The following is a 25,832-nucleotide window of genomic DNA, read 5'->3' as shown; positions in this document are numbered from 1 at the left end:
AGGACGAACCTCCGACCTTCAGAACAGGAGCACGCATGACCGACAAGCTCACCGTGAGCGTTCTCGGTACGGGCATCATGGGCGCCGCGATGACCCGCAACATCGCCCGCGCCGGACACTCCGTCCGCGCCTGGAACCGCACCCGGGACAAGGCCCAGCCGCTGGCCTCCGAGGGTGTGCACATCGCCGCCGACCCGGCCGAGGCTGTGCACGGGGCCGACGTCGTGCTGACCATGCTGTACGACGGCGGCACGGCCCTGGAGGTCATGCGCGAGGCGGCACCCGCGCTGCGCTCCGGCGCCGTCTGGGCGCAGTCGACCACGGCCGGCCTCGACTCCGTCGCCGAACTCGCCGCGTTCGCCCGCGAGCACGGCCTCGTCTTCTACGACGCCCCCGTCCTCGGCACCCGGCAGCCCGCCGAGTCCGGGCAGCTCACCGTGCTGGCCGCCGGCCCCGAGGAGCACCGCGGCACGGTCGCGCCCGTCTTCGACGCGATCGGCGTACGGACCATGTGGACCGGCGACGACGGGGCCGAGGCCGGCGCGACCCGGCTGAAGCTCGTCGCCAACAGCTGGGTCCTCGCGGTCACCGCGGCCGGCGGGGAGGTCGTCGCTCTCGCCCAGGCGCTCGGCGTCGACCCGCACAGCTTCTTCGACCTGATCGCCGAGGGGCCGCTCGACATGGGGTATCTGCGGGCCAAGGCCGGGATGATCCTCGACGGGCAGCTGACGCCGGCACAGTTCGCGGTGAGCACCGCCGAGAAGGACGCGCGGCTGATCGTGCAGGCGGGGGAGCGCGGTCACGTACGCCTGGACGTCGCCGCCGCCACCGCCGAACGCCTCGCCCGCGCCGCCGCGCAGGGCCATGGCGACGAGGACATGGCCGCCGCGTACTTCGCGAGCTTCGACGGCGAGCCCAAGACGCGGTCCTGACGCGGTCCGGCGTGACGTCGCGGCGGGACGGGCGCACCCTGGAATCAGTGGTTCCGGAGGTGGTCCTCATGATGCACAGCACAGTGGGATGGCACGTCGAGATGGAGTTCCAGGAGGACGAACAGCACACGCGGGCGGCGGCCCTGGTGCGCTTGCCCGACGGCACGGAGGTGCGGGCGCACGGCCAGGCGAGCCGGCACCGCACCGACACCAATCAGCCGCGGGTCGGCGAGGAAATAGCGGGCGCCCGCGCCCTCAACGAACTGGCGATGCAACTACTGACCAAGGCCCACAACGAAATAGACACAGCCTCAGGCCACACGTCCCACCCCATCAACGTCTGACCAACAGCGCCCCGCAAGGGGCGCGGGGCTGAGTTGACGCGCGGCCCCGCCGCGCGGGCGCGCCCGGCCACGATGGCGCTGTAGACGAAGGCTGGCAGGTGCCCCCACCAAGGGGCGCGGGGTTGTATTGATGTGCGGCTCCGCCGCGTGGGCGCGCCCGGCCACGATGGCGCTGTAGACGAAGGCTGGCAGGTGCCCCCGCCAAGGGGCGCGGGGAACTGCGCGAGCCGCCACGATGGCGCCGCGGACGAGGGTCGGCAGGTGTCCCCACCACGGGGCGCGGGGTTGTATTGCTGTGCGGCTCCGCCGCGTGGGCGCGCCCGGCCACGATGGCGCGGCGGACGAAGGCGGCCTGGCGGGGCTCCGCCGCGTGGGCGCGCCCGGCCACGATGGCGCGGCGGACGAAGGCGGCCGGCGGGGCCCCGCAGGGGCCTGGCGCGCTCAGCCGTGATGGCGGTGCAGCCGACAGACTCGCTGTCCTCCGCGGAGCGCGCCGCTTACTCCCCGGCGAGAGCCGCCCGCAGTGCTCGTACCAGGGCCTGCGCGCGTGGGTTCGCCGTCACGCTCTGCCGGAAGCCGTTCGTCACATAGCCGAAGGCGATGCCCGACTCCGGGTCGGCGAAGCCGAGGGCGCCGCCGCGGCCGGGATGCCCGAAGGAGGCGGGGGAAAGCAGCGGCGAGGCCGTGCCGTGCAACATGTAGCCGAGGCCGAAGCGAGTGCCCACGACCAGTATGCGGTCGGGTCCGGCGGACCGTTCGCCGCGGGCCAGCTCCATGGTGCGCGGGGTGAACAGCCGTCGGCCGCCGTCCACCTCGCCGATCAGCGCCGCGTAGAACCGGGCCAGGCCGTCCGCGGTGGCGATGCCGTTGGAGGCGGGCAGGGCGGCGGCGCGGTAGCCGGGGTCGTTCTCGTCGGGCAGCGGGGTGATCGCGGCGAAGGCCCGCCGGGTCAGGGAGCCGGGGTCGGCGTACGCCTCGGCGACGGACCGCTTGGGGCGGGTCCGCAGCCCGCCGGCCGCTTCGGGGGCTTCGACGGGTCCGACCCGGCCCACGCGCGCGGCCTGCGCGTCCGGCAGCCCGAGCCACACGTCCGCGCCGGCCGGCCCGGCGATCTCGTCGGCGAGCCAGGCGCCGACGGGCCGGCCGGTGATCCGCCGTGCCAGTTCCCCGATGAGCCAGCTGTACGTCTGCGCGTGATAGCCGTGGTCCGTGCCCGGTTCCCACACGGGCGCCTGGGCCGCGACGGCCGCCGCGCCCAGCTCGGGATCGGCCGCCTGTGCGGGGGTGAGCGGGAGGTCAAGCACCGGGACGCCGGCGCGGTGCGCGAGCAGGTGCCACACCAGCGTGCGCTCCTTGCCCGCGGCCTTGTACTCCGGCCAGTACGCGCCCACCGGCGCCTCCAGGTCCAGCTCTCCGCGCTGGTGCAGCAGGAGCAGCACGGCCGCGACGACGCCCTTCGTGGCCGACCGTACGATCTGTGCGGTGCCGCGTTCCCAGGGCTCCGCCCCGGCCGCCCCGGCTGTCCCGGCTGTCCCGTTCAAGTCCTTGGTGCCGCCCCACAGGTCGACGACCCGGCGCCCGTACCGGTACACGGTGACCGCCGCGCCCCGCTCGCCCAGGTGCTCGAAGTTGCGCAGGAACGCCTCCCTGACCGGCTCGAAGCCCTCGGCTACTGTGCCGTTCACGTCCACGCCCGCACATCCCTTCGGCTCACCTTCGGCTGTGGGTGCAACATCCGCGGTCGGCCTGCGATTCCGGGGTCACCGCCGGGCTGTCGTCACCGACCGCGGGTCGAAGCCGAAGGGCAGCTCCAGGCGGTGGGCGCGCATCAGCGCGTCGTCGGAGAGGAGGTCCCCGGTCGGACCGTCCGCGGCGATCACGCCGTCGCTCAGGATCAGGGAGCGCGGGCACAGCTCCAGCGCGTACGGCAGGTCGTGGGTGACCATGAGGACGGTGACGTCCAGCGCGCGCAGGATGTCGGCGAGTTCCCGGCGGGAGGCCGGGTCGAGGTTGGAGGAGGGCTCGTCGAGGACCAAGATCTCCGGCTGCATCGCCAGCACGGTGGCGACGGCGACCCGGCGTCGCTGGCCGAACGAGAGATGGTGCGGGGGCCGGTCGGCGAAGTCCTGCATGCCCACCCGTTCCAGGGCCGTGCGCACCCGCCCCTGGAGCGCGGCGCCCTTCAGACCGGCCGCTGCGGGGCCGAACGCCACGTCCTCCCGCACGGTCGGCATGAACAGCTGGTCGTCGGGGTCCTGGAAGACGATGCCGACCTTCTGCCGGATCTCGGCCATGTGTTTCCTGCCGACCGGCAGTCCGGCCACGGTCACCGTCCCGGCCCCGCCGCTCAGGATGCCGTTGAGGTGCAGGACGAGGGTGGTCTTGCCGGCGCCGTTCGGGCCGAGCAGCGCGACCCGTTCGCCGCGGCCGATGCCGAAGTCCACGCCGAACAGGGCCTGGTGGCCGTCGGGGTAGGCGAAGGCGAGGCCGGAGACCTCCAGGGAAGGGGGGATCGAATCAGTGGTCACAGGGTCCATCCCAGCAGACAGACGACGAGCGCGGCGAACGGGAGGGTGAGGGCGTACGACCACTGGGCCCGGGACGCGGTCACCTCGTCGATGACCGGCATCGAGCCGGCGTACCCGCGGCTCACCATGGCCAGATGGACGCGTTCGCCGCGTTCGTAGGAGCGGATGAACAGCGCGCCGGCGGACTTGGCGAGCACGCCCCAGTGGCGCAGGCCCCGTGCCTCGAAGCCGCGTGACTCGCGGGCGATCCGCATGCGGCGCATCTCGTCGGTGATGACATCGCCGTAGCGGATCATGAACGACGCGATCTGGACCAGCAGCGGCGGCAGTTTCAGCCGTTGCAGCCCGAGCAGCAGTTCGCGCAGTTCGGTGGTGGCGGCCAGCAGCACCGAGGCGGCGACGCCCAGCGTGCCCTTGGCGAGCACGTTCCAGGCGCCCCACAGGCCGTGCACGCTCAGCGACAGGCCGAGGACGTCCACCCGCTCGCCCTCCGCCACGAACGGCATGAGCACCGCGAACGCGACGAACGGCACCTCGATCAGCAGGCGTTTGAGCAGGAAGCCGGCCGGGATCCGGGCGCGGTGGGCCACCGCCGTGAGCAGCACGGCGTACAGCCCGAACGCCCACACGGCCTCGCGCGGGGTGGAGACCACGACCACCACGAAGGCGAAGGCGGCGGCGAGCTTGGTGTGCGGCGGCAGCGCGTGCACGGGCGAGTGCCCGTGCCGGTACAGCCGATGGGTGTGCCCGGCCCCCATGTCAGACGTCCGTGCCCGCGGGGGAGACGTCCCGGGTGCGGCGCCTGCGCACCGCCCAGAAGACCGCGCTGCCCGCGACGGCGGTGGCGCCGACGCCGATCACACCGGCGAGGCCGCCGGAGAGCCGGGCGTCGGAGATGTCCTTGACGCCGTAGTCGGCGAGCGGTGAGTCGGCCGACGTGTGGTCCTCGGCCTTCTTGTCGATGCCGTGGTCGTGGGCGACCTTCTCCAGGCCGTCGGGGTCGGCGGAGGCGTAGAAGCTGACGAACCCGGCGAGCACGAGCGAGGTGACGAGTCCGGTGATCCACAGGGTGCGGCGCGAGGTCCGGGCGGCGGCCGGGACCGGGGCGGCCGGGGCGTCGACGAGTTCGCCGTTCACCCGCAGCTTCAGCGTCTGCCGCAGGCCCCGGGCCCCGTGCACGAGGTCCGGCCGTACGGCGATCACGGCGCCGACGGTGAGCGCGGTGATCACGGCCTCGCCGATCCCGATCAGCACATGGACGCCGATCATCGCGGTGGCGACCTTGCCGAGGGCCACGTCGGTGGTGCCGCCGATCGCGTAGATCAGGGTGAAGACGCAGGCGGCGGCCGGCACCGACACCAGCGCGGCGACGAAGGAGGAGACGGTGACCGAGCGCCGCCCGCCCGGCAGCACCGCGAGCAGGCCGCGGAAGACGGCGTACGCGACCACGGTGGTCACGATCGCCATGTCGGTGATGTTCACGCCGAGCGCGGTCAGGCCGCCGTCGGCGAACAGGATGCCCTGCATGAGCAGGACGACGGAGACGCAGAGCACTCCTGTGTAGGGGCCGACGAGTATCGCGGCGAGTGCCCCGCCGAGCAGATGGCCGCTGGTCCCGGCGGCGACCGGGAAGTTCAGCATCTGCACCGCGAAGATGAACGCGGCCACGAGACCGGCCAGCGGCGCGGTTTTCTCTCCCCCAAACTCGCGGCGCGCGCCGCGCAGGCTCACGGCGATGGCGCCGGCGGCGACCACGCCGGTGACGGCGGAGGTGGGCGCGTCGATGAATCCGTCAGGTACATGCACGCGCCGATTCTAGGCGCTTGTTGCGAATACCTTGCAAGAGCGAGGTTGTCGTTTATTGCACAGGTGAGATCGGCTCGCTTCCAATGAGCGCATTCTTGGAAATATGCGACATTGAAGAGGAGGCGGGTACTAGCGAATACATAGGATTTCTATCAGTAACGCCGCGTTAGGGGCCGTCTGATGTCCGTAGTCGAACAGTACGCACGAGCCCACATCGTCACGGACGAGGACATCCGCGAGGACGCCCCCGCCGTCCCCGTCATGCTGCGCTACGACCCCGAGGCGGATCCGAGGTCGGTGCGCGTCGGACTGCCCGATCCGCTGCCCGGACCCCATGAGTGGACGTTCGCACGCGCGCTGCTCGAACAGGGTCTGCGGGCGCCCGCCGAGAGCGGAGACGTCCGGGTGTGGCCCTGCGGCCGCGTCCAGGCCGTCGTGGAGTTCCACTCCGCGCACGGGGTCTCCGTGGTGCAGTTCGAGTCGAAGGCCCTGCTCCGGTTCCTGCGGCGCACCTACATGGCCGCCGAACCCGTGGCGCACAGAGCACTGAGCACTGAGCACAGAGCACAGAGCACAGAGCACAGAGCACTGAGCACTGAGCACAGAGCACTGAGCACAGAGCGCTGAGCACTCAGACAGCACTCTGAGCACTTCAGGGCACTGTGCACGGCGCCCCGGGCCCGGTCCCGGCGCCGCCTCAGCCGCCCGCCCGCAGCAGCGCCGCCACGATCGGTCCCGCCGTGTCGCCGCCGTGCCCGCCCGCCTGGACCACGCCCGCGGCGGCCAGGTCCCCGCGGTACGCCGTGAACCAGCCGTTCGGCTTCTTCTGCCCGTCGACCTCCGCCGACCCCGTCTTCGCGCCGTAGTCGGGGCCGAGTCCCGACATCGCCTGCGCCGCCGTACCGTACGCCGCGGTGTACTGCATCAGCTCGCGCAGCTGGGAGAGGGTGCCCGCGGACAGCGTGCGGGACGCGGTGGCCAGCTTGCGGTGGTCGACCGACGGGGAGACCAGATACGGCTGGTGGAAGACGCCCGCCTTCACCGTCGCGGCCACGGACGCCATGTTGAGCGGGTTCATGCGCACCCCGCCCTGGCCGATCAGCGAGGCCGCCATCTGCGCCGCCGACTGCACCGGCACCGAGCCGTCGAAGGTCGGCACGCCGATCGCCCAGTCGTTCCTGGACAGGCCGAACACCTGCTGGGCCTGCTTCGTCAGGTCGTCGTCGTCCAGCTTGCCCGCCTGGCTGATGAAGGCCGTGTTGCAGGAGCGCGCGAAGCTCGCCTTGAACGTGCCGCCCTTGATCTGGAAGTCGTCGTCGTTGTGGAACTTCCAGCCGCCGTACGTGAACGTCTTGGGGCAGGGGTGGGACTTGTCCGCGGCCGCCAGGTCCTTCTCGATGAGCAGCGACGACGTGATGACCTTCATCGTGGAGCCGGGGGCCAGCGAGCCCTGGAGGGCCGTGTTGAAGCCGCGGCTGGTGTTGGCCACCGCCAGGACCTCACCGGTCGAGGGCCGCAGCACCACCACCGAGGCGCGTTGCGACGAGGCGACCTGCCGCTCGGCCGCGGCCTGAAGGCTCGGGCTCAGCGTCGTCCGCACGGTGCCCGGCGTGCCCTTGCTCAGCTCCAGCAGCGTCTTGTCGGACAGCTTCGCCTTCTTCGACTCCTTGCCGCGGACCACCCGCAGTTCCACGCCCGCCTTGCCGCCCGCCAGCTTGCCGTACTTCTCGCGCAGCCCGTCCAGCACCGTGCCGAGGGACGGGTAGGCCGCCGTGGTCAGCTTCCCGCCGTCGCGGTCGAGCGCCGTGACCGGCGGAGTGCCGGACTCGCCGGTGACCAGCCTGTCGCCGTCCTTCAGATCGGGGTGCAGCACGGCGGCGTGCCAGCCGACCACCGGCTCGCCGTCGGAGGCGGAGCGCACCACCGTGAGCGCGCTGTCGTACGTCAGCGGCTTGCTCACGCCCTTGTAGGACACCGTGGCCCGCACGGAGAACGGGACCTCGGCACCGGTGCCGGTGCCCGGGGTGACCTTGACGTTCTTGAGGTGGGCGTCCTTGGTGTAGCCGGTGAGCAGCGCGGTGGCGGCGCTCGCGTCGTCCGTGGCGGCGGCGGCCCGCGCGACATCGCCCCGCTGCCACGCCGTCAGGAAGGCCGTGGCGGCGGTCCGCACCTCGGCCGCGGTCAACGGGCCGGTCTTCACCGCCTTGCCGTCCGCCGTCGCCGACGTCGACCGCGTCCGGTCCTCGGCCGCCGCGCCGCTGTCGTAGAGCGCGTACACCGCGACCCCGGCGCCGATGACGACGACGGCGCACATCCCGCCGAGCACGGCGGGTCTGTTCTTCCGTCGTTCGACGACGCGCCTTCTCTTGCCCACTGCCTCAGTTCCTCCGCGATTTCCCCAGGGTCCCCGTCACCCTCGTCGCCCCCGTGCTCCTCAACGACGGCCACCACCCTAGAGTCCCGTCCTGTACGGGTGACTTCAGCCACCTGTCCGTAGCACGGCTGCGACAATCGGTCCGGCCGCGTCGATGCCGTGGCCCGCGTCCTGGGCCATCGCCGCCGCCGCGATATCGCCCCGGTACCCGGTGAACCAGCTGTTGGACCTGGTCTGTCCGTCGACCTCCGCGGAACCGGTCTTCGCACCGATGTCGCCGCCGAGGCCGGCCATCACGCCGACCGCGGTGCCGCTGGTCGCGGTGCGGTTCATCATCGCGCGCAACTGCCCCACCGTGCCCGCGGGCAGCCCCCGCGCGCGGGCCGGTTCCCGGCCGTCGAGGCCGAGCGGCACGATCACCGGCTGCCGGAAGGCGCCCGTCATCGCGGTCGCCGTCACCGACGCCATGTTCAGCGGACTCATCTGGACCTGGCCCTGTCCGATGAGGGCGGCCGCCATGTCCGGGCCGCCGGTGGCCGGCACCGAGCCGTCGAAGGAGGGGATACCGGTCTGCCAGTCGTCCCGGCCGAGGCCGAAACGGTCCTCGGCCTCCCGGGTGAGCGAGTCGGTCTTCAGGTCGTCGGTGTACTTGATGAACGCCGTGTTGCAGGAGCGGGCGAAGCTCTCGGAGAGCGTCGCGTTCTGGTTCGGGGCGAGGCTCTCCAGGTTGCGGAAGGTCTGGCCCTCCCACATCGCGTCCGGGGTGCAGGGCGCGGGACCGTCGGCCGTGGTGATCCCGTTGTCGATGAGCGTGGCCGCGCTGATGATCTTCATGGTGGAGCCGGGGGCCAGCTTGCCGAGGAAGGCCGCGTTGAAGCCGTCCTCGCGGTGGTTGGCGACCGCCAGCACCTCGCCCGTACTCGGCCGCACCGCCACCACCGAGGACTCCGGGTACGTGCGCACCGCCGTCTCGGCCGCGGCCTGCGCGCTCGCGCTCAGCGTCGTCCGCAGCCGGCCGGCCCGGCCCTCGGCGAGGGTGAGCAGCGGGGTGTCGGCGGCGCCGTCGGCCTCGTGCCGGATCGCCAGCTCCACCCCGGGTCTGCCGCCCGCCTTCGCGCCGTACTTGTCGCGCAGCTCGTCCAGGATGGGGCCCAGGGACGGGTAGGCGTCCTTCGTCAGCACCTTTCCGTTGCGGTCCACCGCCTTGACGGGCGGGCTCGCGGACTCACCGGTCACCAGCGTGTCGCCGGGCCGCAGCTCGGGGTGTACGACGGAGGGCCGCCAGTCGACCAGCGCGCGGTGCGTGCTCCGGCCGCGCACGATCGTCACCTTGCTCTTGTAGGCGAGCGGTTGGGACTTCCCGTCGTACGACACCGTCGCCTCGACCGTGAAGGGCACGGTGGCGCCGGTCGCCGTGCCGGGCGTGATCCGTATGTGCGTGATGTGCGCGTCCTGCGCGTACGCCGTCAGCAGCGGCTCGGCGCCGGCCCTGTTGTCCGTGTACGAGGCCGCCGTCGCCGCCTCGCCCTTCTCCCAGGCGGCGAAGAACTTCCGCGTGGTCTCCCGCACTTCGGCGCCGGTGGGCGGCCCGGTCCGCACGGCCGCGGGACCGCCGCCCGTCCCCCCGCCGCCCTGCACGGCGGACACGATGTTGTACGTCCCGTACCCGGCCCCCGCCGCCAGCACGACGAACGCACCGCCCACGACGGCGGCCTTGGCCCCCCTGCGCATACTGCCGATCCCCTCCCCGTGGCCCCCGTGACCGTCCCCCGAACTGTAGGCGGCACCACGGTGCGGAGGTGAGAGATGTTGTCGGATGGTGTCCGAACGGAGATCGGTCCCGTATCGCCGGGAGCGGCTGAGCCCTCGCCCCTCTCAGACCCAGGTATCGAGCCACATCCGCGCCCGCCAGGAGTCGATGGGGATCGCGGTGCCCGTGTACAGGGGCCAGAAATAGATGAAGTTCCAGGCGATCAGGAGGACCAGGACGCCCGCGCCCGAGGCACCGATCACCCGGCGGGTGTCGGTGGCGCCGGGCGGGCCGACGATCGCGCCGACCAGCATCGCCACCGCCAGGCACAGGAACGGCACGAAGACGATGGCGTAGAAGAAGAAGATCGTGCGCTCCTGGTACATGAACCAGGGCAGATAGCCGGCGGCGATGCCGCAGGCGATGGCGCCCGCGCGCCAGTCGCGGCGGAACAGCCAGCGCCACAGGACGTACAGGATCGCGAAGCAGGCCGCCCACCACAGCAGGGGCGTGCCGAGCGCCAGGACCTCACGGGCGCACTTCTGGCCCGCGTCGGCCGGGCAGCCGGCTGCGCCGGGTGAGGGGGACTCGTAGAAGTACGAGACCGGGCGGCCCAGCACCAGCCAGCTCCAGGGGTTGGACTGGTAGGTGTGCGGCGACGACAGGCCGACGTGGAACTCGTACACCTCGTGCTCGTAGTGCCACAGGCTGCGCAGCCAGTCCGGCAGGAACGTCCAGTGGCCGCCCTTGCCGTCGGTCGCCGCCCAGTTGCGGAAGTAGCCGCCCGAGCCGTCCGCGGGGGACAGGATCCAGCCGATCCAGGAGACCAGGTACACGGCGATCGCCACCGGGACCGTGGCCAGGAACGTGATGCCCGTGTCGTACTTGAGCACCGCCTGATAAGGGTGCCGCGCCCCGGCCACCTTGCGGGCGCCGACGTCCCACAGCAGCGCCAGCACACAGAACGCCGCGAGGATGTACAGGGTGTTCCACTTGGTGCCGAAGGCCAGCCCGAGCATCAGGCCCGCCGCCCAGCGCCAGGGGCGCAGGCCGAGGCGGAGCGTGTCGGCGGTGTGCGCGTCCGGGCGGACCCGGCCGTCGGCGTCGGCGGGCAGCGCGGCGGCGAGCCGCGCCCGCGACCGGTCCCGGTCCACGACGAGACAGCCGAAGGCCGCGAGCACGAAGAACATCAGCACACCGTCGAGCAGCGAGGTGCGGCTCATCACGAAGTGCAGGCCGTCCACCGCCATCAGCGCGCCCGCCAGACAGCCGAGGAAGGCCGAACGGAAGATCCGGCGGCCGATGCGGCACAGCAGCAGCACGCTGAGCGTGCCCAGCAGGGCCGTCATGAACCGCCAGCCGAACGGGTCGAACCCGAAGATCAGCTCGCCGAGACCGATGACGTACTTGCCCACCGGCGGGTGCACCACATACGCCGCGTCCGTGGGGATGGTCAGATGCCCGCCCGACTGCAGGACCAGGTCGTTGGCGTTCTTGTCCCAGTTGACCTCGAAGCCGCGGTGGACGAGCGCCCAGGCGTCCTTCGCGTAGTACGTCTCGTCGAATATCACCGCCTTCGGGCTGCCCAGGTTCCAGAACCGCATCACGCCCGCCATCAGCGTCACCAGCAGCGGGCCGAGCCAGCCCGACCAGCGGGTGATCCGCCCGGCCAGGGCCGGCGGCACGCCCAGGGCGAGCCAGAGACGCGGGCTGGGCTCGGCGTACGGCGGCACCAGGCGGTCGCGGACGTCGCCGGGGCCGCCGGCCGTGGCCGGGCCCGCCGGATAGCCGAAGCGGCGCAGCCGCTGCAGCCACGACGGCCGCTGGTCGTGCGGGGCCTGGTCCTGCCGGGTGTCCGTGGAGGACGCGGTACTGGTCACCGCGCCATCGTAGGGAACCCTTCTGTGGGAGTCCCGCGCATGGGCGCTACGGGTCCGGATGCGCCCCCGTCCGTCCGCCCCTGGAAGGATGGGGGCGTGACTGGAACCCTTGTCTTGGCGGGCACCCCCATCGGCGACGTCGCGGACGCGCCGCCGCGGCTCGCGGCGGAACTGGCGGCCGCGGACGTCGTGGCCGCCGAGGACACCCGGCGGCTGCGCCGGCTGACGCAGGCGCTCGGCGTCACCACGAAGGGACGCGTGGTCTCCTACTTCGAGGGCAACGAGTCGGCCAGGACGCCCGAACTGATCGCCGAACTGACGGGCGGCGCCCGGGTGCTGCTGGTGACGGACGCCGGGATGCCGTCGGTCTCCGACCCGGGGTACCGGCTGGTCGCCGCCGCCGTCGCACAGGACATCCGGGTCACCGCGGTCCCCGGGCCGTCCGCCGTGCTCACCGCCCTCGCCCTGTCCGGGCTGCCCGTCGACCGGTTCTGCTTCGAGGGTTTCCTGCCGCGCAAGGCGGGCGAGCGGCTGTCCCGGCTGCGGGAGGTCGCCGACGAGCGGCGCACGCTGGTGTACTTCGAGGCGCCGCACCGCCTGGACGACACGCTCGCCGCGATGGCCGAGGTGTTCGGCGGGCAGCGCCGGGCCGCCGTCTGCCGGGAGCTGACCAAGACGTACGAGGAGGTGCGCCGCGGCCCGCTCGCCGAGCTGGCCCGGTGGGCGGCGGACGGGGTACGGGGCGAGATCACCGTCGTCGTCGAGGGCGCCCCCGAGCCCGGTCCCGAGGACCTCGGCGCCGATGAACTCGTGCGCCGGGTGCGGGTCCGCGAGGAGGCGGGGGAGCGGCGCAAGGAGGCGATCGCCGCGGTGGCGGTCGAGGCGGGGGTGGCGAAGCGGGTGGTGTTCGACGCGGTCGTCTCCGCGAAGCGCTCCGCTGGGTAGGGCCGGTTTTGCGGGGCGCGTTGGTGGGGGTTGGGGGGTGTTGCGGGGTGCGGGTTTGTGGGGGCTGATTGTGCAGTTCCCCGCGCCCCCAAAGAGCCAAAGGACGCCGTGGGGGTTGGGGGGTGTTGCGGGGTGCGGGTTGTGTGGGGTTGATCGCGCAGTTCCCCGCGCCCCCAAAAAGCCAAAGAGCGCCGCGCCGTGGGGGTTGGGGTGTGTTGTGGGGTGTGGGCTGTGTGTGGGGGGCTGATTGTGCAGTTCCCCGCGCCCCCAAAGAGCCAAAGGGCGCCGTGGGGGTTGGGGTGTGTTGTGGGGTGCGGGTTGTGTGGGGTTGATCGCGCAGTTCCCCGCGCCCCTAATACCAAAAACCGCGCAGTTCCCCGCGCTCCTAAAACCAAAAGCCGCGCAGTTCCCCGCGCTCCTGGGGGCGCTTTGCGTCCCATCTGGGAGTAAAGGGGGGGGGCGGTAAGGCAAAGGGGCGGGGGGCTTGGCCGGGTGGTGGGGCAAGGGAGGGCCAAATCGGGTCCAACACTCGACAGGGCTGGTGCATTCGGGTCGGCTGGAGGCGTCCACTGGTCGAAGGGTCAGGCGGACAAGAGGAGCAGCTGGCATGAGCGAGATCGCAGGGCAGACCGGCCTCCGCGGGGCGGCGACAGCCGTCGTTCACGAGTCGTATTCCTTCGCCTGCATGCGCTGCGGGCACGGCTGGGAGCAGTCGTACGAGATAGAGCACCACACGGACGCCGACGGCGCCGAGTTCGTCATGTATGTGGCGGACGGGCGGGTCGTCCCGTCACCGCTGAGCCGGCCCGTGTGCCAGAACTGCGACGGCCGCGTGGTGCGGATCATGCGGGCGGGGCAGGTCTCGTCGGTGCTCGGCGCGGCGCACGGCAACCGGCATCGCACGCCCCCGGCCGGACCGGTCGAGGTACCGGAGGTGCCGGCGGCGCGGACGGCCGAGCGGGAACCGGAGCACCCGCACCACCACTGGCACCTGTCCGATCTCCTCCATCCGTTCCAGCGCAAGGCGGGCTGACCGGCGCAGGGCTGACCGGCGCAGGTCAGGCCGGTGCAGGACGGGCCGGCCACGGCGGCATGCCCCTTTCGTAGGATCGGGGCATGCCTTCGAACGCCGACAAGAACGCGGCGCCGCCGCTCCCGGAACTCCTCCGGGTGCCGGTCGCCGACTCCCACACCCATCTCGACATGCAGTCCGGCACGGTCGAGGAGGGCCTTGCCAGGGCCGCGTCGGTGGGGGTGACGACGGTCGTCCAGGTCGGCTGCGACATCAAGGGCTCCCAGTGGGCCGCGGAGACCGCCGCGGCGTACGACGCCGTGCACGCGACCGTCGCCCTGCACCCCAACGAGGCCCCGCGCATCGTGCACGGGGACCCCGAGGGGTGGTCCCGGCAGGGCGCCCGGGAGGCGGGCGGTGACGCCGCCCTGGACGAGGCGCTCGCCGAGATCGACCGGCTGGCCGGGCTGCCGCAGGTCAAGGGCGTCGGCGAGACGGGACTCGACTACTTCCGCACCGGCCCCGAGGGCAAGGCGGCCCAGGAGCGGTCCTTCCGCGCCCATGTCGAGATCGCCAAGCGGCACGGCAAGGCCCTGGTCATCCACGACCGTGACGCGCACGCCGATGTGCTGCGCGTCCTCAAGGAGGAGGGCGCCCCCGAGCGCACCGTCTTCCACTGCTACTCGGGCGACGCCGCGATGGCCGATGTGTGCGCCCGCGAGGGCTACTTCATGTCCTTCGCCGGGAACGTCACCTTCAAGAACGCCCAGCATCTGCGCGACGCGCTCGCCGTCGCCCCGCTGGAACTGGTCCTGGTGGAGACGGACGCCCCGTTCCTCACTCCGGCGCCGTACCGCGGACGGCCCAACGCGCCCTACCTGGTTCCGGTGACGGTGCGGGCGATGGCCGCCGTGCGCGGCATCGACGAGGACACCCTGGCGGCGGCCCTGGGCGCGAACACGGCCCGCGCCTTCGCCTACTGACCGCCGCGTCACCTCTCCTCACCCTCGGTAGCCGTGCCGTTTTGGAGAGTGACGGGTGCTCCGCTAGGTTCTGGGGGCCTTTTGGACCCCTTCTGGCCCTCTGGAGCGTGTCGGTGTGAGCAATCCGCAGTACGAGACGTACGGGACGCATGGGACGTACCGGTATGGGGCGCACGAAACGTACGACTACGGGACGCAGGAGATGTACGGGCCCTACGGGACGTACCTCCAAGGCCCCGGCCCGACCCCGGCCCCGGCCCCGGCGGCGTACGGCACGTGGGAGATGCCTGTCACCGGCGGGGCGCACCGGGCCACCCACCCACCTGCCCACGAGCAGCCGCTGCTGCCGCGACAGGCGCCGGGCGGGCCCGGGACGGACCTGCGCGAGCCCGTCATGCGCCCCCGCTCGGACCGACGCGCCGCGCACCGGCGCCGGGCGCGCTACGCCCGGCGCCCGGAACCCGCGATGCGCCGGCTGGTGCCGCAGGCGCTGGTCGTCGCCTTTCTGGCCGGCGGCACCAGCGCGTTCGTCGCCAAGGACAAGGCGATCGAGCTGAACGTCGACGGGAAGTCGCGCACCCTGCACACCTTCGCCGACGACGTGACCGAACTGCTCGCCGAGGAAGGCGTGCCGGTGGGGGCGCACGACGTGGTCACGCCCGCTCGCGGCTCGGCGCTCAGCAGCGGCGACGAGATCGCGGTGCACTACGGGCGCCCCCTGCGGCTCACGATCGACGGCCAGCGGCGCGAGGTGTGGACGACGGCGCGCACCGTCGAGGACGCGCTCGGACAGCTCGGGGTGCGCGCGGAGGGTGCCTATCTGTCGGTCTCCCGCTCGCAGCCCATCGGCAACGCCGGGCTCACCCTCGACGTGCGCACCGAACGCGCGGTGACGGTCATCGCCGACGGCCGCGCCCGCACCGTCCGCACCAACGCGGCGACCGTCCGCGAGACGATCGAGCAGGCCGGGATCACCCTGCGCGGCCAGGACACCGTGTCCGTGCCGTCCGGCAGCTTCCCGCGGGACGGACAGACGGTGACCGTGCTGCGGGTGACCGGCTCCAAGGAGGTCCGCGAGGAGCCGATCCCGTTCCAGGTGCGCCGGACCAACGACCCCGCGCTGTTCCGGGGCATCGAGGTGGTCGACCGTGCCGGACAGCCGGGTGTGCGGCGTGTGACCTATCTCCTGCGGAGCGTCAACGGGGTCCGGCAAAAGCCCCGCCGGGAAAAGTCCCGGGTGGTGCGCGAGCCGCTCACCCAGCTCGTCCGGGTGGGCATCAAGCCGCCACCGCCCTCCGTCGCGGGCGCCGAGGGACTGAACTGGCGCGCCCTCGCGGCCTGCGAGTCCAGCGGGCGGCCCACCGCGGTGGACCCCTCGGGCACCTACGGCGGCCTCTACCAGTTCGACACGCACACCTGGCGCAGCCTGGGCGGCAAGGGACGCCCGCAGGACGCCTCGGCGGCGGAGCAGACGTACCGGGCCAAGAAGCTGTACGTGCGCCGGGGCACGAGCCCCTGGCCGCACTGCGGGTCACGCCTGTACGGGTGAGCGCGTGAGCGCTGGCGGCCTGGCGGACCGGGGGCCGCCCGAACGGGCCGTTGGCCAGCGCCGGCGGCCCCGCAGGACCGGGGGCAGGCGGACCGGGGGCCGCCCGAACGGGCGGTGGGCCAGGGGCCGGTCGCGGCCCCTTACCCTTGTGCCGTGAGCAGCCCAAACCCCGACGCCCTCCTCGGCCCCGCCGACATCCGTGAGCTGGCGGCAGCGCTGGGCGTGCGCCCGACCAAGCAGCGCGGCCAGAACTTCGTGATCGACGCGAACACGGTCCGCCGTATCGTCCGCACCGCCGGGGTCCGCCCCGACGATGTGGTCGTCGAGGTCGGGCCGGGTCTCGGCTCCCTCACCCTGGCCCTGCTGGAGGCCGCCGACCGGGTCACCGCCGTAGAGATCGACGATGTGCTGGCCGCCGCGCTGCCCGCCACGATCGCCGCGCGGATGCCCGAGCGCGCCGACCGGTTCGCGCTGGTCCACTCCGACGCCCTGGACGTCGCCGCGCTGCCCGGCCCCGCACCGACGGCGCTGGTCGCGAACCTGCCGTACAACGTGGCCGTGCCCGTGCTGCTGCACATGCTCGACACCTTCCCCGGGATCGAGCGGACCCTGGTGATGGTGCAGTCGGAGGTCGCGGACCGGCTCGCCGCCGCGCCCGGCTCAAAGGTGTACGGCGTCCCCTCCGTCAAGGCGAACTGGTACGCCGAGGTGAAACGGGCCGGGGCCATCGGGCGCAATGTCTTCTGGCCCGCGCCGAACGTGGACAGCGGGTTGGTCTCCCTGGTCCGGCGGGCCGAACCGGTCAAGACCACGGCGTCGAGACGGCAGGTCTTCGCGGTCGTCGACGCGGCGTTCGCGCAGCGCCGCAAGACCCTGCGGGCGGCACTCGCCGGATGGGCCGGTTCCGCGTCGGCCGCCGAGGCGGCCCTGGTCGCCGCCGGGGTCTCGCCGCAGGCACGCGGGGAGTCGCTGACCGTGGAGGAGTTCGCGCGGATCGCGGAGCACAAGGAGAGCAAGTGAGCGTCACGGTACGCGTACCGGCCAAGGTCAACGTCCAGCTCGCCGTGGGCGCCGCCAGGCCCGACGGCTTCCACGACCTGGCCAATGTCTTCCTCGCGGTCGGCCTGTACGACGAGGTCACCGTGACCCCGGCGGACGCACTGCGGGTCACCTGCGCAGGACCGGACGCCGATCAGGTCCCGCTCGACGGCACCAACCTCGCGGCGCGCGCCGCCGTCGCGCTCGCCGGGCGCCGTGGCATCGAGCCCACCGTGCACATCCATATCGCCAAGGACATCCCGGTGGCCGGTGGCATGGCGGGCGGCAGCGCGGACGGGGCGGGCGCGCTGCTGGCCTGCGACACGCTGTGGGGGACGGCCTCCTCGCAGGCCGAACTCCTTGACATCTGCGCCGAGTTGGGCAGCGATGTGCCGTTCAGCCTGCTCGGTGGGGCGGCCCTTGGCACCGGTCGCGGCGAGCGGTTGACGGCGCTCGACGTCGGCGGCGCCTTCCACTGGGTGTTCGCGATGGCCGGCCGGGGCCTGTCCACGCCGGCCGTCTTCCGTGAGTTCGACCGGCTCGCCGAGGGCCGTGACATTCCCGACCCGGTGGCCTCCCCGGACCTCCTGGACGCGCTCGCGAAGGGCGACCCGGACCTGCTGGCGGCCCGCGTCTCCAACGATCTCCAGCCCGCGGCCCTGTCCCTCTTCCCGGAACTGGCGGACACCCTGGCGGTGGGCCGCACGGCGGGCGCCCTCACGGCCCTGGTCTCCGGTTCGGGCCCGACCACGGCGTTCCTGGTCCGTGACCCCGGGGCGGCGGAGAGGGTGGCGCGGGCGCTGAGTACGTCCGGGACGTGCAGGACGGTGCGGACGTCCTCCGGACCGGCGGCGGGCGCGACGGTGGTCTGAGAACGGCCCCTTCAGAGTTCGTCGATCGCCGTCAGGTCGATGTCGATGGGGTAGGGCTTGTCGACCTTGATGCGGTCACGGTGCATGCCCATGTGCACATACGCCTTGGTGAGCGGATCGAGTTCGTAGACGTGAATGACAGGCCTGCCGCTCGTCCCGCTCGCCTCGACGCGCCAGAAGTTCGGGATCCCGGCAGCGGCGTACTTCTGCGGCTTGGTCGTGCGGTCACGGGACTCGGAATCGGGCGAGACGACTTCGACGGCCAGGAGTACGTCCTCGGCTCGGTAGCTCGTCTGTCCCGGCCCGGTGATCGCATCAGCCCGGATCACGCTCACGTCCGGTTCGGGGCCGTTGCGCTTGTCGAGGACCACGGTCATCTCCCGGCTGACCCTGAACTCGGCGGGCAGACCACTGCTGCGCAGGCCGAAGACGAGCAAGTCGACCATGTTGCCGTGGAAGCGGCGCTGCGGACTCACGAAGATCAGGCTCCCGTCGATCAGCTCGGTGTGCGGCGGGAGATCGGGCAGCGTGAACAGGTCGTCCACGGTGTAGCCGTCCTGCGGCGGCACCGGCCACTGCACGTGGTGCTCGACGGACTCGGCGGTCATGGTTCCTCCCATGGACGGGATCCTGCTGCCTGCCCCCCACGGTAGCCGCCGCATTCCGATTACGTCATCACAAAGAGTGACTGACCCCGCGCGCCCCGCCCGCGCCGCCGCAGGCCCTACGCTTGAAGGCTGATCGATCCCCGCGCACAGGAGTGAAATGGCCGTCAACCTGGTCAATGTCGAGAACGTCAGCAAGGTGTACGGCACGCGTGCGCTGCTGGACGGTGTCTCGCTCGGTGTGTCCGAAGGGGACCGGATCGGGGTCGTCGGACGCAACGGCGACGGCAAGACCACCCTCGTCCGGATGCTCGCCAAGCTGGAGGAGGCCGACACCGGGCGCATCACGCACTCCGGCGGGCTGCGGCTCGGCGTGCTCACACAGCATGACTCGCTCGACCCGGCGGCCACCGTGCGGCACGAGGTCATCGGGGACATGGCCGACCATGAGTGGGCGGGCGACGCCAAGGTCAGGGACGTGCTGACCGGCCTGTTCGGCGGGCTCGACCTGCCGGGCTTCCCGGCGGGCCTGGACACCGTCATCGGCCCGCTGTCCGGTGGCGAGCGGCGCCGTATCGCGCTCGCCAAGCTGCTCATCGAGCAGCAGGACCTGCTCGTCCTCGACGAGCCCACCAACCACCTCGATGTGGAGGGCATCGCCTGGCTGGCCGGGCATCTGCGGGAGCGGCGTTCGGCGCTGGTGTGCGTGACCCACGACCGCTGGTTCCTGGACCAGGTGTGCACCCGGATGTGGGACGTGCAGCGCGGCGCGGTCTACGAGTACGAGGGCGGCTACTCCGACTACGTCTTCGCCCGCGCCGAGCGCGAGCGCATCGCCGCCACCGAGGAGGTCAAGCGGCAGAACCTGGTCCGCAAGGAGCTGGCCTGGCTGCGGCGCGGCGCACCCGCCCGGACCTCCAAGCCGCGGTTCCGGGTCGAGGCCGCCAACGAGCTGATCAAGGACGTGCCGCCGCCCCGGGACAGCAGCGAGCTGATGAGGTTCGCCTCCTCGCGGCTCGGCAAGACCGTCTTCGACCTGGAGGACGTGAGCGTCCAGGCCGGTCCGAAGATGCTGCTCAAGCACGTCACCTGGCAGCTCGGCCCCGGCGACCGCATCGCCCTGGTCGGGGTCAACGGCGCCGGGAAGACGTCGCTGCTGCGGGCCATGGCGGACGCGGCGCGCACCGAAGGCGAGACACAGCCCGTGAGCGGCCGGATCGCCGTCGGCAAGACGGTCAGGCTCGCCTACCTCTCCCAGGAGGTCGCCGAACTCGACCCGTCCTGGCGGGTCCTTGAGGCCGTGCAGCAGGTGCGTGAGCGGGTCGACCTCGGCAAGGGGCGCGAGCTGACCGCGGGGCAGCTGTGCGAGACGTTCGGCTTCACCAAGGAGAAGCAGTGGACGCCGGTGGGCGATCTGTCGGGCGGTGAGCGGCGGCGGCTGCAACTGCTGCGGCTGCTCATGGACGAGCCCAACGTCCTTTTCCTGGACGAGCCCACCAACGACCTCGACATCGAGACCCTGACCCAGCTGGAGGACGTGCTCGACGGCTGGCCCGGCTCGATGATCGTCATCTCCCACGACCGGTTCTTCGTCGAGCGCACCACCGACCGGGTGTACGCGCTGCTCGGTGACGCCACGCTGCGGATGCTGCCGCGCGGTATCGACGAGTACCTGGAGCGGCGCCGGCGCATGGAGGAGGCCGTGGCCGCCGCGCCGAAGCCCGCGACGCCGGAGCGCAGCGCCGCCGACCAGCGGGCCGCGAAGAAGGAACTCCAGCGGATCGAGCGCCAGTTGGACCGTGTTTCGGAGAAGGAGACCAAGCTGCACACGCAGATCGCCGAGCATGCCACCGACTTCGCGAAGGTGGCCGAACTCGACGCTCAACTGCGCGACTTGGCGGCCGAGCGTGAGGAACTGGAGCTGCGCTGGCTGGAACTGGCGGATGACGCATAGCCGCGACGCCCGCGTTCGGTGGCGCGTTCGCGCTGTGCACGGGCCGGGCGCGAGGCAATCGCGAGGGTGGGGTGAAGGGGGCGTGAAGGCGCGTAACGGCGGCATCACGGGCGGGTCCTCCCTTGGGAACAGGGGTGGATCCGGCCAGGTCCGCGTTCGGGTCCGGGTGATAGAAAGGGCCGTCTGAGTACCGTCTGAGAACGACCTTGGGTCCATCGCGAACCTCAGGGCGTGGCTAAAAATCAGTGAACGAGGGGGAAGAGCGCTGATGACTCAGCCGCCCGACCAGCCGCCGCACGGCGGTTTCGGAGCACCGCAAGGACAGCCGCCGCAGGGCGGAGGATTCGGGGCTCCCGAGACCCCGCCCGCGCAGGGAGGTTTCGGCGCCGCCCAGGGCCCCCCGGGCACACCGCCCCCGCCCGCGCAGCCACCGCAGCAGCAGCCGGGTCCCTACGGTCAGCCGCAGCAGCCCGGCCCGTACGCCCAGCCGGGTCCCTACGCCCAGCCGGGCCCGTACGGACAGCAGCAGGGCCCGTACGGACAGCCGCCGCAGCCGGGCCCGTACGGACAGCAGCCCGGCTACGGCTACCCGCAGCAGCCGCAGTACCCCGGCGCGCCCGGCTCCCCGCCGCCCGGCGGCTCCTCCAGGAAGAAGACCGCGCTGATCGTCGGCGGGGCGGCGGTGGCGCTGCTCCTCGTCGGCGGCACCGTGTACGCGGTCAGCGGTGACGGCGGCGGCAAGAAGCCGGTCGCCGAGCGGTCCGACGACGCCAAGCCCTCGGCCTCCGCCTCCGGCCCGGCGGACCCCGGTGACGGCAGCGGAAACGGCGGCTCGGACCCGGAGGATCTCAACGAGGGCCGCCAGGCAGGCGAGTCCCGGGTGCTCTGGTACAAGTCGGCGCCCGACGCGCCCGGTTCCGGCGCCGACGCGCCCGGCATGTGGATCACCGGCAAGACGGCGGTGAAGGCCGCGTACAAGCAGGTCTTCGCCTACGACGTCGCCGACGGCAAGCCTTCCTGGGACCCGATCACCTTCCCGCAGAAGATCTGCGCGGTCACCCCGCACAAGACGGCCGACGACAAGGTCGTCGTGGCGTACATGAGCGGCTCCAGCGACCGCGCCAAGTGCAACCAGCTCCAGGCGATCGACCTCGACACCGGCAAGAAGGACTGGACCGGCACGGTCGCCGACGGCGCGCTGTTCGACAGCACCATCACCATCGAACTGACCCTCAGCGGCAAGACGCTGATGGTGGGCCGCTCGCAGTCCGGCACGGCGTACGACATGGACAGCGGCCGGAAGCTGTACGACAAGACCAAGTACGGCAACGCCTGCTTCCCGACCGCGTTCGCGGGCGGCACGAGCCGGCTGATCTCCGTGGCCTCCTGCGACGCCACCGGCAGCAACGAGCACGACGAGATCCAGGAACTCGACCCGGCCACCGGCAAGGTCAAGTGGACCCAGCCGGTCAAGAAGGGCTGGAAGGTCGCACGCGCCTACTCCGTCGACCCGCTCGTGGTCTATATGACCAACGAGGACAAGAAGGCCTGGAACATCTCCACCTTCACAGGCAGCGGCGGCTTCCGCTCGGAGGTCACGGTCGACGAGAAGTTCGCTCCCCAGTGCGGCTGGGCGATCCTCGCGCGTGAGCTGCAGGGCTGCACCGGTGTCGCCGTCGACGCCGACACGCTCTATCTGCCGACCGACGCCACCAGCGGTGCCAACGAGATCGTCGCGATCAGCCTCGCCGACGGCAAGGAGAAGTGGCGCGTCAAGTCCCCGGCGGACGAGTCGATGAAGCCGCTCAAGGCCGAGGGCGGACAACTCGTCGCCTATGTGCAGCCGTCGTACGACGCGGGCGGTCAGGTCGTGTCGATCCCGACCGCGGGCGCCGCCCACCAGCCGATCAAGCTGCTGCAGAACCCGCAGTCCACCGCGACCATCGAGAACGGCTTCTTCGACGGTGCCGTCGACTGGGTCGACGGCAGGTTCTACATCTCCTCCACCCGGCTCACCGGCAACGACGACTCGAAGGAGAAGCTGATGCTCGCCTTCGGCAAGTGAGCCCGGTCGTCTCCGGCGCGCACCGCGGCGCCGGAGAGCACCGCATTCCTTTCGCCGCCCCCTTCGCCGTCGCCGTCTTCGAGTGTTTCTCCGAGGTGTACCCGTCATGACCCAGCCGCCGCCCCCGCCCAACCAGCCGCCCCAGCAGGGCGGTTTCGGCCCGCCGCAGGGCCCGCCGCCGCAGCAGCCCGCACCGGGCGGCTTCGGCGCGCCCCAGCCGCCCGCGGGACCGCCGACGCCATCGGCCCCGCAGGGCCCGCCCGCGACCCCGCCGGGCTTCGGCAAGGCCCCGGAGCAGGGCCCCGGCCATCCGCAGCAGCCGCCGCAGGCGCCCCAGACCCCGCCGCCCCCGCCGCCCGGCTATGGCTACCCGCAGCCGCCGCAGCCCCCGCAGGGCGCGCCCCAGACACCCCCCGGCTATGGCTACCCCGGCCAGCAGCCGGGCCCGTACACCCAGCCGTACACCCAGCCCAACGCGTACGGCCCGCAGCCCGGTTACGGCTATCCGGGCCCGCCGGGCATGCCGCAGCAGCCGCAGCCCGGCCCGCCCGGCGGCCCCGCGAAGTCCAAGGCGCCGCTGATCATCATCGTGTCGGCGGTCGTCGCCATCGCGCTGATCGTCGTCGGCGGTCTCGTGTACGCCAAATCGTCCGGCGACGACTCCGGGAAGAAGGACACGGCCAACTCCAGCGGCGGCACCGGCGGCAAGGACGACAAGGGCGGCTCCGGCGGCACCGGCACCGGCGGCAAGGAGAAGGCGCCCGCCGACACCGCCTCCAAGGTCCTCTTCCAGGTTCCGCTGCCCTCGACCGACGACACGGTCGTCACCTCCGGTTCCTGGCTCACCGACAAGGTGTACGCCAAGAGCGGCATCGCCGAGATCGTCGGCTACGACCCCGTCAAGGGCAGCAAGCTGTGGACGGTCAAGCTGCCCGGCCCGGTGTGCCAGGCCACCGACCACATCACCTCGGACAACAAGACCGCGGTCGTCTTCCAGCCGCGGATGCCGAAGAAGGGCTCCACCGAGGGGTGCAGCCAGGTCGGGCTGATCGACCTCGACGCGGGGACCAAGCTCTGGACCAAGACGGTCAACTCCGGCGACCAGCCGATCAACTTCGATAACGTCACGATCGCCCAGAACACGGTCGCGGTCGGCAGCACCAGCGGTGGCGCCGCCTTCGACCTCTCCGGCAGGGTGCTGTGGCAGCCGAAGCCGACCGACACCTGCTACGACGCCGGGTACGGCGGCGGCGCCAAACTGGTCGCGGTCCGCAAGTGCGGCAGCTACGACAACCGTCAGCTGCACATCCAGACCGTCGACCCGAAGTCCGGGAAGGTGATCTCCGAGTACAAGATGACCGCGGGCATCGAGTACGCGGCGATCGTCTCGACCGACCCGCTGGTGGTGGCCGCCGACGTCGGCGACAGCGCCGGTGACGGCAGCGGCATCTCCGACTACTTCTCCATCGACAACAAGACCGGCAAGCTGCGTGCCAGGATCTCGGCGCCGGGCGAGGACTACGCCGGCCGCTGCGACGGCATCTCCCGGATCGAGTACTGCCGGCAGATCGTCGTCGGCGGCGACAAGCTGTATGTGCCGACCGAGGAGCACGACGGCAGCGGCCAGTACAGCAAGACCAACGAGATCGTCGCCTTCGACCTGGCCACCGGCAAGCAGACCGGCCAGCGCGGGGACGCCGGCGACGGCTACACGATCACCCCGCTGCGCATGGACGGCGCCAACCTGATCGCGTACAAGCGCCCGCCCTACGACAAGGGCGGCCAGATCGTCAGCCTCGACGGCAACTCCTTCAAGGAGACCAAGCTGCTGGAGAACCCGGCGACCAAGGCGGTGCGCGACGCGGAGACCGGCATGCTGCCGGACTACGCGGAGATCCGCTACGCGCAGGGCCGCCTGTACATGTCGGCGGTGTTCGCCCACAAGACCAACACCGCCTACGGCAAGGAGTATCTGGTGGTCGCGTTCGGCACCGGCGGCTGATCGCCGGCCCGCCCCGGCCCGACGGCCCCGCCCCCGCTCGTCGCACGGGGCGGGGCCGTGCGCATGCCGCCCACCACCCGCATGCCGGGAAAGCAAGAGATTCCTCCGATCCGGGGCACTTCTCATCGCTAGGGGCAGCGCAACGTCGAACAAGCGTGTAGCTTCCGGGGGCAATGAAGGACGAGGGGCCGGGGGCCCTCTGTCCATGTGGACCGATGGGCATCCATAGTGGGGGCTCCATGGGGGGGACTGGGGGGTTGCTGCTCTATGGGAGTGCGGCTCATGGTGGTGGACGACCACCGATTGCTCGCCGAGGCGCTGGCCTCGGCGCTGAAGCTGCGCGGGCACCGGGTGCTCGCCGCGGCGGCGCCGTCCGTGGGCGCGGCCGACCTGGTGATCAGCCGCGCGCCCGAGGTGTGCCTGCTGGGTACGGCGGCGCCGGCCGAGCCGGGCACCTTCGATCCGGTGGTGAAGATCAAGCGGGAGCGGCCGCAGGTCGCGGTCGTGGTCCTCGGCCCCGTGCCGTCGCCGCGCGGGATCGCCGCGGCCTTCGCGTCCGGCGCGTCCGGGTATGTGCGGCACGACGAGCGGATCGAGGGGGTCGAGCGGGCGATCATGAAGGCGCGGGCGGGGGAGGCGGCCGTCGCTCCGCAGCTGCTCCAGGGCGCCTTCGGTGACCTGCTCAATCCCGTCGCCCAACCCGACGACGAGGGCCGGCGGCTGCTGCAGATGCTCACCCCGCGCGAGGTGGAGGTACTGGTCCGGGTCGCGGACGGCGAGGACACCCGGCTGATCGCCGCCGGCATGGGCATCGCCCCGTCGACCGCCCGGACGCATGTCCAGCGGGTGCTGATGAAACTGGGCGTGGGCTCCCGCCTGGAGGCGGCGGCCCTGGCAGCCCGCACCGGCCTCCTGGACCACGCAACCCCCCACCCACCCCCGCACCCCTGATGACCGGACGGCCAGTAAGACGCCCGCCACGACAACGCCCACCCACGACACGGACATCCTGAGACCGCCGATCACCACCGGTTGCGAACCGCGCCCGCCGACAGAGCGGCCGCGTCCGCCTCGGCTGCCAGCGCTGCGCGCCACGCGCCCATGACAGAACCCTCGACGTGCGCCTCAGCCGGTGGTGGTGACGGTCACCGGTCGGAGCCGTGTCCGGTGGTGGTTGCCGTTCGGGTTCATCG

General features: G+C 72.1%; 20 protein-coding genes and 1 pseudogene. 13 read left to right on the top strand and 8 right to left on the bottom strand.

Going from position 1 to position 25,832, the window contains the following annotated elements:
• Window positions 1-35 precede the first annotated feature (35 nt).
• Together ABT245_RS16545 and ABT245_RS16540 are read left to right on the top strand one after the other, a co-directional pair.
• Entirely contained in the window at window positions 36-932 is an 897-nt protein-coding gene (locus ABT245_RS16545) for an NAD(P)-dependent oxidoreductase (RefSeq protein WP_351734052.1), read from the top strand.
• Window positions 933-1,000: 68 nt separating this feature from the next.
• Window positions 1,001-1,276, top strand: a complete 276-nt coding sequence (locus ABT245_RS16540; protein WP_351734050.1) for a DUF1876 domain-containing protein — start codon at window positions 1,001-1,003, stop codon at window positions 1,274-1,276.
• Between the two features lie 497 nt (window positions 1,277-1,773).
• On the opposite strand, the gene ABT245_RS16535 is transcribed toward ABT245_RS16540, so the two are convergent.
• From ABT245_RS16535 to ABT245_RS16520, 4 genes are all read right to left on the bottom strand, one after another.
• Window positions 1,774-2,967, bottom strand: a complete 1,194-nt coding sequence (locus ABT245_RS16535) for a serine hydrolase domain-containing protein (protein ID WP_351734048.1) — start codon at window positions 2,965-2,967, stop codon at window positions 1,774-1,776.
• Window positions 2,968-3,036: 69 nt separating this feature from the next.
• Window positions 3,037-3,813 carry an energy-coupling factor ABC transporter ATP-binding protein gene (locus tag ABT245_RS16530; protein ID WP_351734046.1) on the bottom strand — a complete coding sequence of 259 codons (777 nt, stop codon included), beginning with the start codon at window positions 3,811-3,813 and terminating at the stop codon, window positions 3,037-3,039.
• Window positions 3,801-4,562: a cobalt ECF transporter T component CbiQ gene (cbiQ, locus tag ABT245_RS16525; protein WP_351734044.1), complete on the bottom strand. Its 762-nt coding sequence runs from the start codon at window positions 4,560-4,562 to the stop codon at window positions 3,801-3,803. Before cbiQ ends, ABT245_RS16530 begins: the two co-directional genes overlap by 13 nt.
• Before the next feature lies 1 nt (window position 4,563).
• Complete coding sequence (locus tag ABT245_RS16520) at window positions 4,564-5,610, bottom strand: energy-coupling factor ABC transporter permease (RefSeq protein ID WP_351734042.1); 1,047 nt, start codon at window positions 5,608-5,610, stop codon at window positions 4,564-4,566.
• 180 nt (window positions 5,611-5,790) lie between these two features.
• On the opposite strand from ABT245_RS16520, the pseudogene ABT245_RS16515 reads away from it, so the two are divergent.
• Window positions 5,791-6,144, top strand: a pseudogene (locus ABT245_RS16515) (SsgA family sporulation/cell division regulator); the annotation flags it as partial.
• A gap of 163 nt (window positions 6,145-6,307) precedes the next feature.
• On the opposite strand, the gene ABT245_RS16510 reads toward ABT245_RS16515, so the two are convergent.
• The 3 genes from ABT245_RS16510 to ABT245_RS16500 form a co-directional block, all read right to left on the bottom strand.
• Complete coding sequence (locus tag ABT245_RS16510; RefSeq protein ID WP_351734040.1) at window positions 6,308-7,984, bottom strand: penicillin-binding transpeptidase domain-containing protein; 1,677 nt, start codon at window positions 7,982-7,984, stop codon at window positions 6,308-6,310.
• 105 nt (window positions 7,985-8,089) lie between these two features.
• Window positions 8,090-9,715 carry a penicillin-binding transpeptidase domain-containing protein gene (locus ABT245_RS16505; RefSeq protein WP_351734038.1) on the bottom strand — a complete coding sequence of 542 codons (1,626 nt, stop codon included), beginning with the start codon at window positions 9,713-9,715 and terminating at the stop codon, window positions 8,090-8,092.
• Window positions 9,716-9,859: 144 nt separating this feature from the next.
• Window positions 9,860-11,614, bottom strand: a complete 1,755-nt coding sequence (locus ABT245_RS16500; protein ID WP_351734036.1) for a dolichyl-phosphate-mannose--protein mannosyltransferase — start codon at window positions 11,612-11,614, stop codon at window positions 9,860-9,862.
• A 96-nt stretch (window positions 11,615-11,710) separates the two neighbouring features.
• Here ABT245_RS16500 and rsmI point away from each other — a divergent pair, with 96 nt between their 5' ends.
• The 6 genes from rsmI (at window position 11,711) to ABT245_RS16470 (ending at window position 18,013) form a co-directional block, all read left to right on the top strand.
• Window positions 11,711-12,559: a 16S rRNA (cytidine(1402)-2'-O)-methyltransferase gene (gene rsmI / locus ABT245_RS16495; RefSeq protein ID WP_351734034.1), complete on the top strand. Its 849-nt coding sequence runs from the start codon at window positions 11,711-11,713 to the stop codon at window positions 12,557-12,559.
• A 607-nt stretch (window positions 12,560-13,166) separates the two neighbouring features.
• Entirely contained in the window at window positions 13,167-13,592 is a 426-nt protein-coding gene (locus tag ABT245_RS16490; RefSeq protein ID WP_351734032.1) for a hypothetical protein, read from the top strand.
• 83 nt (window positions 13,593-13,675) lie between these two features.
• Entirely contained in the window at window positions 13,676-14,554 is an 879-nt protein-coding gene (locus ABT245_RS16485; RefSeq protein ID WP_351734030.1) for a TatD family hydrolase, read from the top strand.
• A gap of 115 nt (window positions 14,555-14,669) precedes the next feature.
• Window positions 14,670-16,103, top strand: coding sequence for a resuscitation-promoting factor (locus ABT245_RS16480; RefSeq protein WP_351734028.1), 1,434 nt, complete (start codon window positions 14,670-14,672; stop codon window positions 16,101-16,103).
• A gap of 153 nt (window positions 16,104-16,256) precedes the next feature.
• A complete protein-coding gene (rsmA, locus tag ABT245_RS16475) occupies window positions 16,257-17,123 on the top strand; it encodes a 16S rRNA (adenine(1518)-N(6)/adenine(1519)-N(6))-dimethyltransferase RsmA (RefSeq protein WP_351734026.1) in 867 nt (288 codons plus the stop codon).
• Window positions 17,120-18,013 (top strand): 4-(cytidine 5'-diphospho)-2-C-methyl-D-erythritol kinase, encoded by an 894-nt coding sequence (locus ABT245_RS16470; protein ID WP_351734024.1) that lies wholly within the window; start codon window positions 17,120-17,122, stop codon window positions 18,011-18,013. Before rsmA ends, ABT245_RS16470 begins: the two co-directional genes overlap by 4 nt.
• An 11-nt stretch (window positions 18,014-18,024) precedes the next feature.
• On the opposite strand, the gene ABT245_RS16465 is transcribed toward ABT245_RS16470, so the two are convergent.
• Window positions 18,025-18,621, bottom strand: a complete 597-nt coding sequence (locus ABT245_RS16465; RefSeq protein WP_351734190.1) for a Uma2 family endonuclease — start codon at window positions 18,619-18,621, stop codon at window positions 18,025-18,027.
• A gap of 157 nt (window positions 18,622-18,778) precedes the next feature.
• Here ABT245_RS16465 and ABT245_RS16460 point away from each other — a divergent pair, with 157 nt between their 5' ends.
• The 4 genes from ABT245_RS16460 to ABT245_RS16445 all read left to right on the top strand — a co-directional run bounded on the left by ABT245_RS16460 (window position 18,779) and on the right by ABT245_RS16445 (window position 25,590).
• The gene (locus ABT245_RS16460; protein ID WP_351734022.1) at window positions 18,779-20,572 is read left to right on the top strand and encodes an ABC-F family ATP-binding cassette domain-containing protein; all 1,794 of its coding nucleotides are present in this window, start codon (window positions 18,779-18,781) and stop codon (window positions 20,570-20,572) included.
• Window positions 20,573-20,840: 268 nt separating this feature from the next.
• On the top strand, window positions 20,841-22,637 hold the full coding sequence (locus ABT245_RS16455) for an outer membrane protein assembly factor BamB family protein (protein ID WP_351734020.1): 1,797 nt from the start codon (window positions 20,841-20,843) through the stop codon (window positions 22,635-22,637).
• 106 nt (window positions 22,638-22,743) lie between these two features.
• Window positions 22,744-24,639: an outer membrane protein assembly factor BamB family protein gene (locus ABT245_RS16450; protein ID WP_351734018.1), complete on the top strand. Its 1,896-nt coding sequence runs from the start codon at window positions 22,744-22,746 to the stop codon at window positions 24,637-24,639.
• Between the two features lie 267 nt (window positions 24,640-24,906).
• Window positions 24,907-25,590: a helix-turn-helix transcriptional regulator gene (locus tag ABT245_RS16445; protein WP_351734016.1), complete on the top strand. Its 684-nt coding sequence runs from the start codon at window positions 24,907-24,909 to the stop codon at window positions 25,588-25,590.
• Window positions 25,591-25,832: the final 242 nt, after the last annotated feature.

Source organism: Streptomyces sp. NPDC001508 (assembly GCF_040298665.1).
GTDB lineage: Bacteria > Actinomycetota > Actinomycetes > Streptomycetales > Streptomycetaceae > Streptomyces.
The sequence above is the reverse complement of the archived record's forward strand: the minus strand, read 5'-3'. Positions and strand labels throughout refer to the sequence as shown.

What these genes read in the sequence shown, in the direction of transcription:
- ABT245_RS16505 (WP_351734038.1), bottom strand. Translation starts at nt 9,715, where the DNA reads ATGCGCAGGGGGGCCAAGGCCGCCGTCGTGGGCGGTGCGTTCGTCGTG.
- ABT245_RS16530 (WP_351734046.1), bottom strand. Translation starts at nt 3,813, where the DNA reads ATGGACCCTGTGACCACTGATTCGATCCCCCCTTCCCTGGAGGTCTCC.
- cbiQ (WP_351734044.1), bottom strand. Translation starts at nt 4,562, where the DNA reads ATGGGGGCCGGGCACACCCATCGGCTGTACCGGCACGGGCACTCGCCC.
- ABT245_RS16460 (WP_351734022.1), top strand. Translation starts at nt 18,779, where the DNA reads ATGGCCGTCAACCTGGTCAATGTCGAGAACGTCAGCAAGGTGTACGGC.
- ABT245_RS16540 (WP_351734050.1), top strand. Translation starts at nt 1,001, where the DNA reads ATGATGCACAGCACAGTGGGATGGCACGTCGAGATGGAGTTCCAGGAG.
- ABT245_RS16545 (WP_351734052.1), top strand. Translation starts at nt 36, where the DNA reads ATGACCGACAAGCTCACCGTGAGCGTTCTCGGTACGGGCATCATGGGC.
- ABT245_RS16445 (WP_351734016.1), top strand. Translation starts at nt 24,907, where the DNA reads ATGGGAGTGCGGCTCATGGTGGTGGACGACCACCGATTGCTCGCCGAG.
- ABT245_RS16450 (WP_351734018.1), top strand. Translation starts at nt 22,744, where the DNA reads ATGACCCAGCCGCCGCCCCCGCCCAACCAGCCGCCCCAGCAGGGCGGT.
- ABT245_RS16465 (WP_351734190.1), bottom strand. Translation starts at nt 18,621, where the DNA reads ATGACCGCCGAGTCCGTCGAGCACCACGTGCAGTGGCCGGTGCCGCCG.
- ABT245_RS16485 (WP_351734030.1), top strand. Translation starts at nt 13,676, where the DNA reads ATGCCTTCGAACGCCGACAAGAACGCGGCGCCGCCGCTCCCGGAACTC.
- ABT245_RS16490 (WP_351734032.1), top strand. Translation starts at nt 13,167, where the DNA reads ATGAGCGAGATCGCAGGGCAGACCGGCCTCCGCGGGGCGGCGACAGCC.
- ABT245_RS16455 (WP_351734020.1), top strand. Translation starts at nt 20,841, where the DNA reads ATGACTCAGCCGCCCGACCAGCCGCCGCACGGCGGTTTCGGAGCACCG.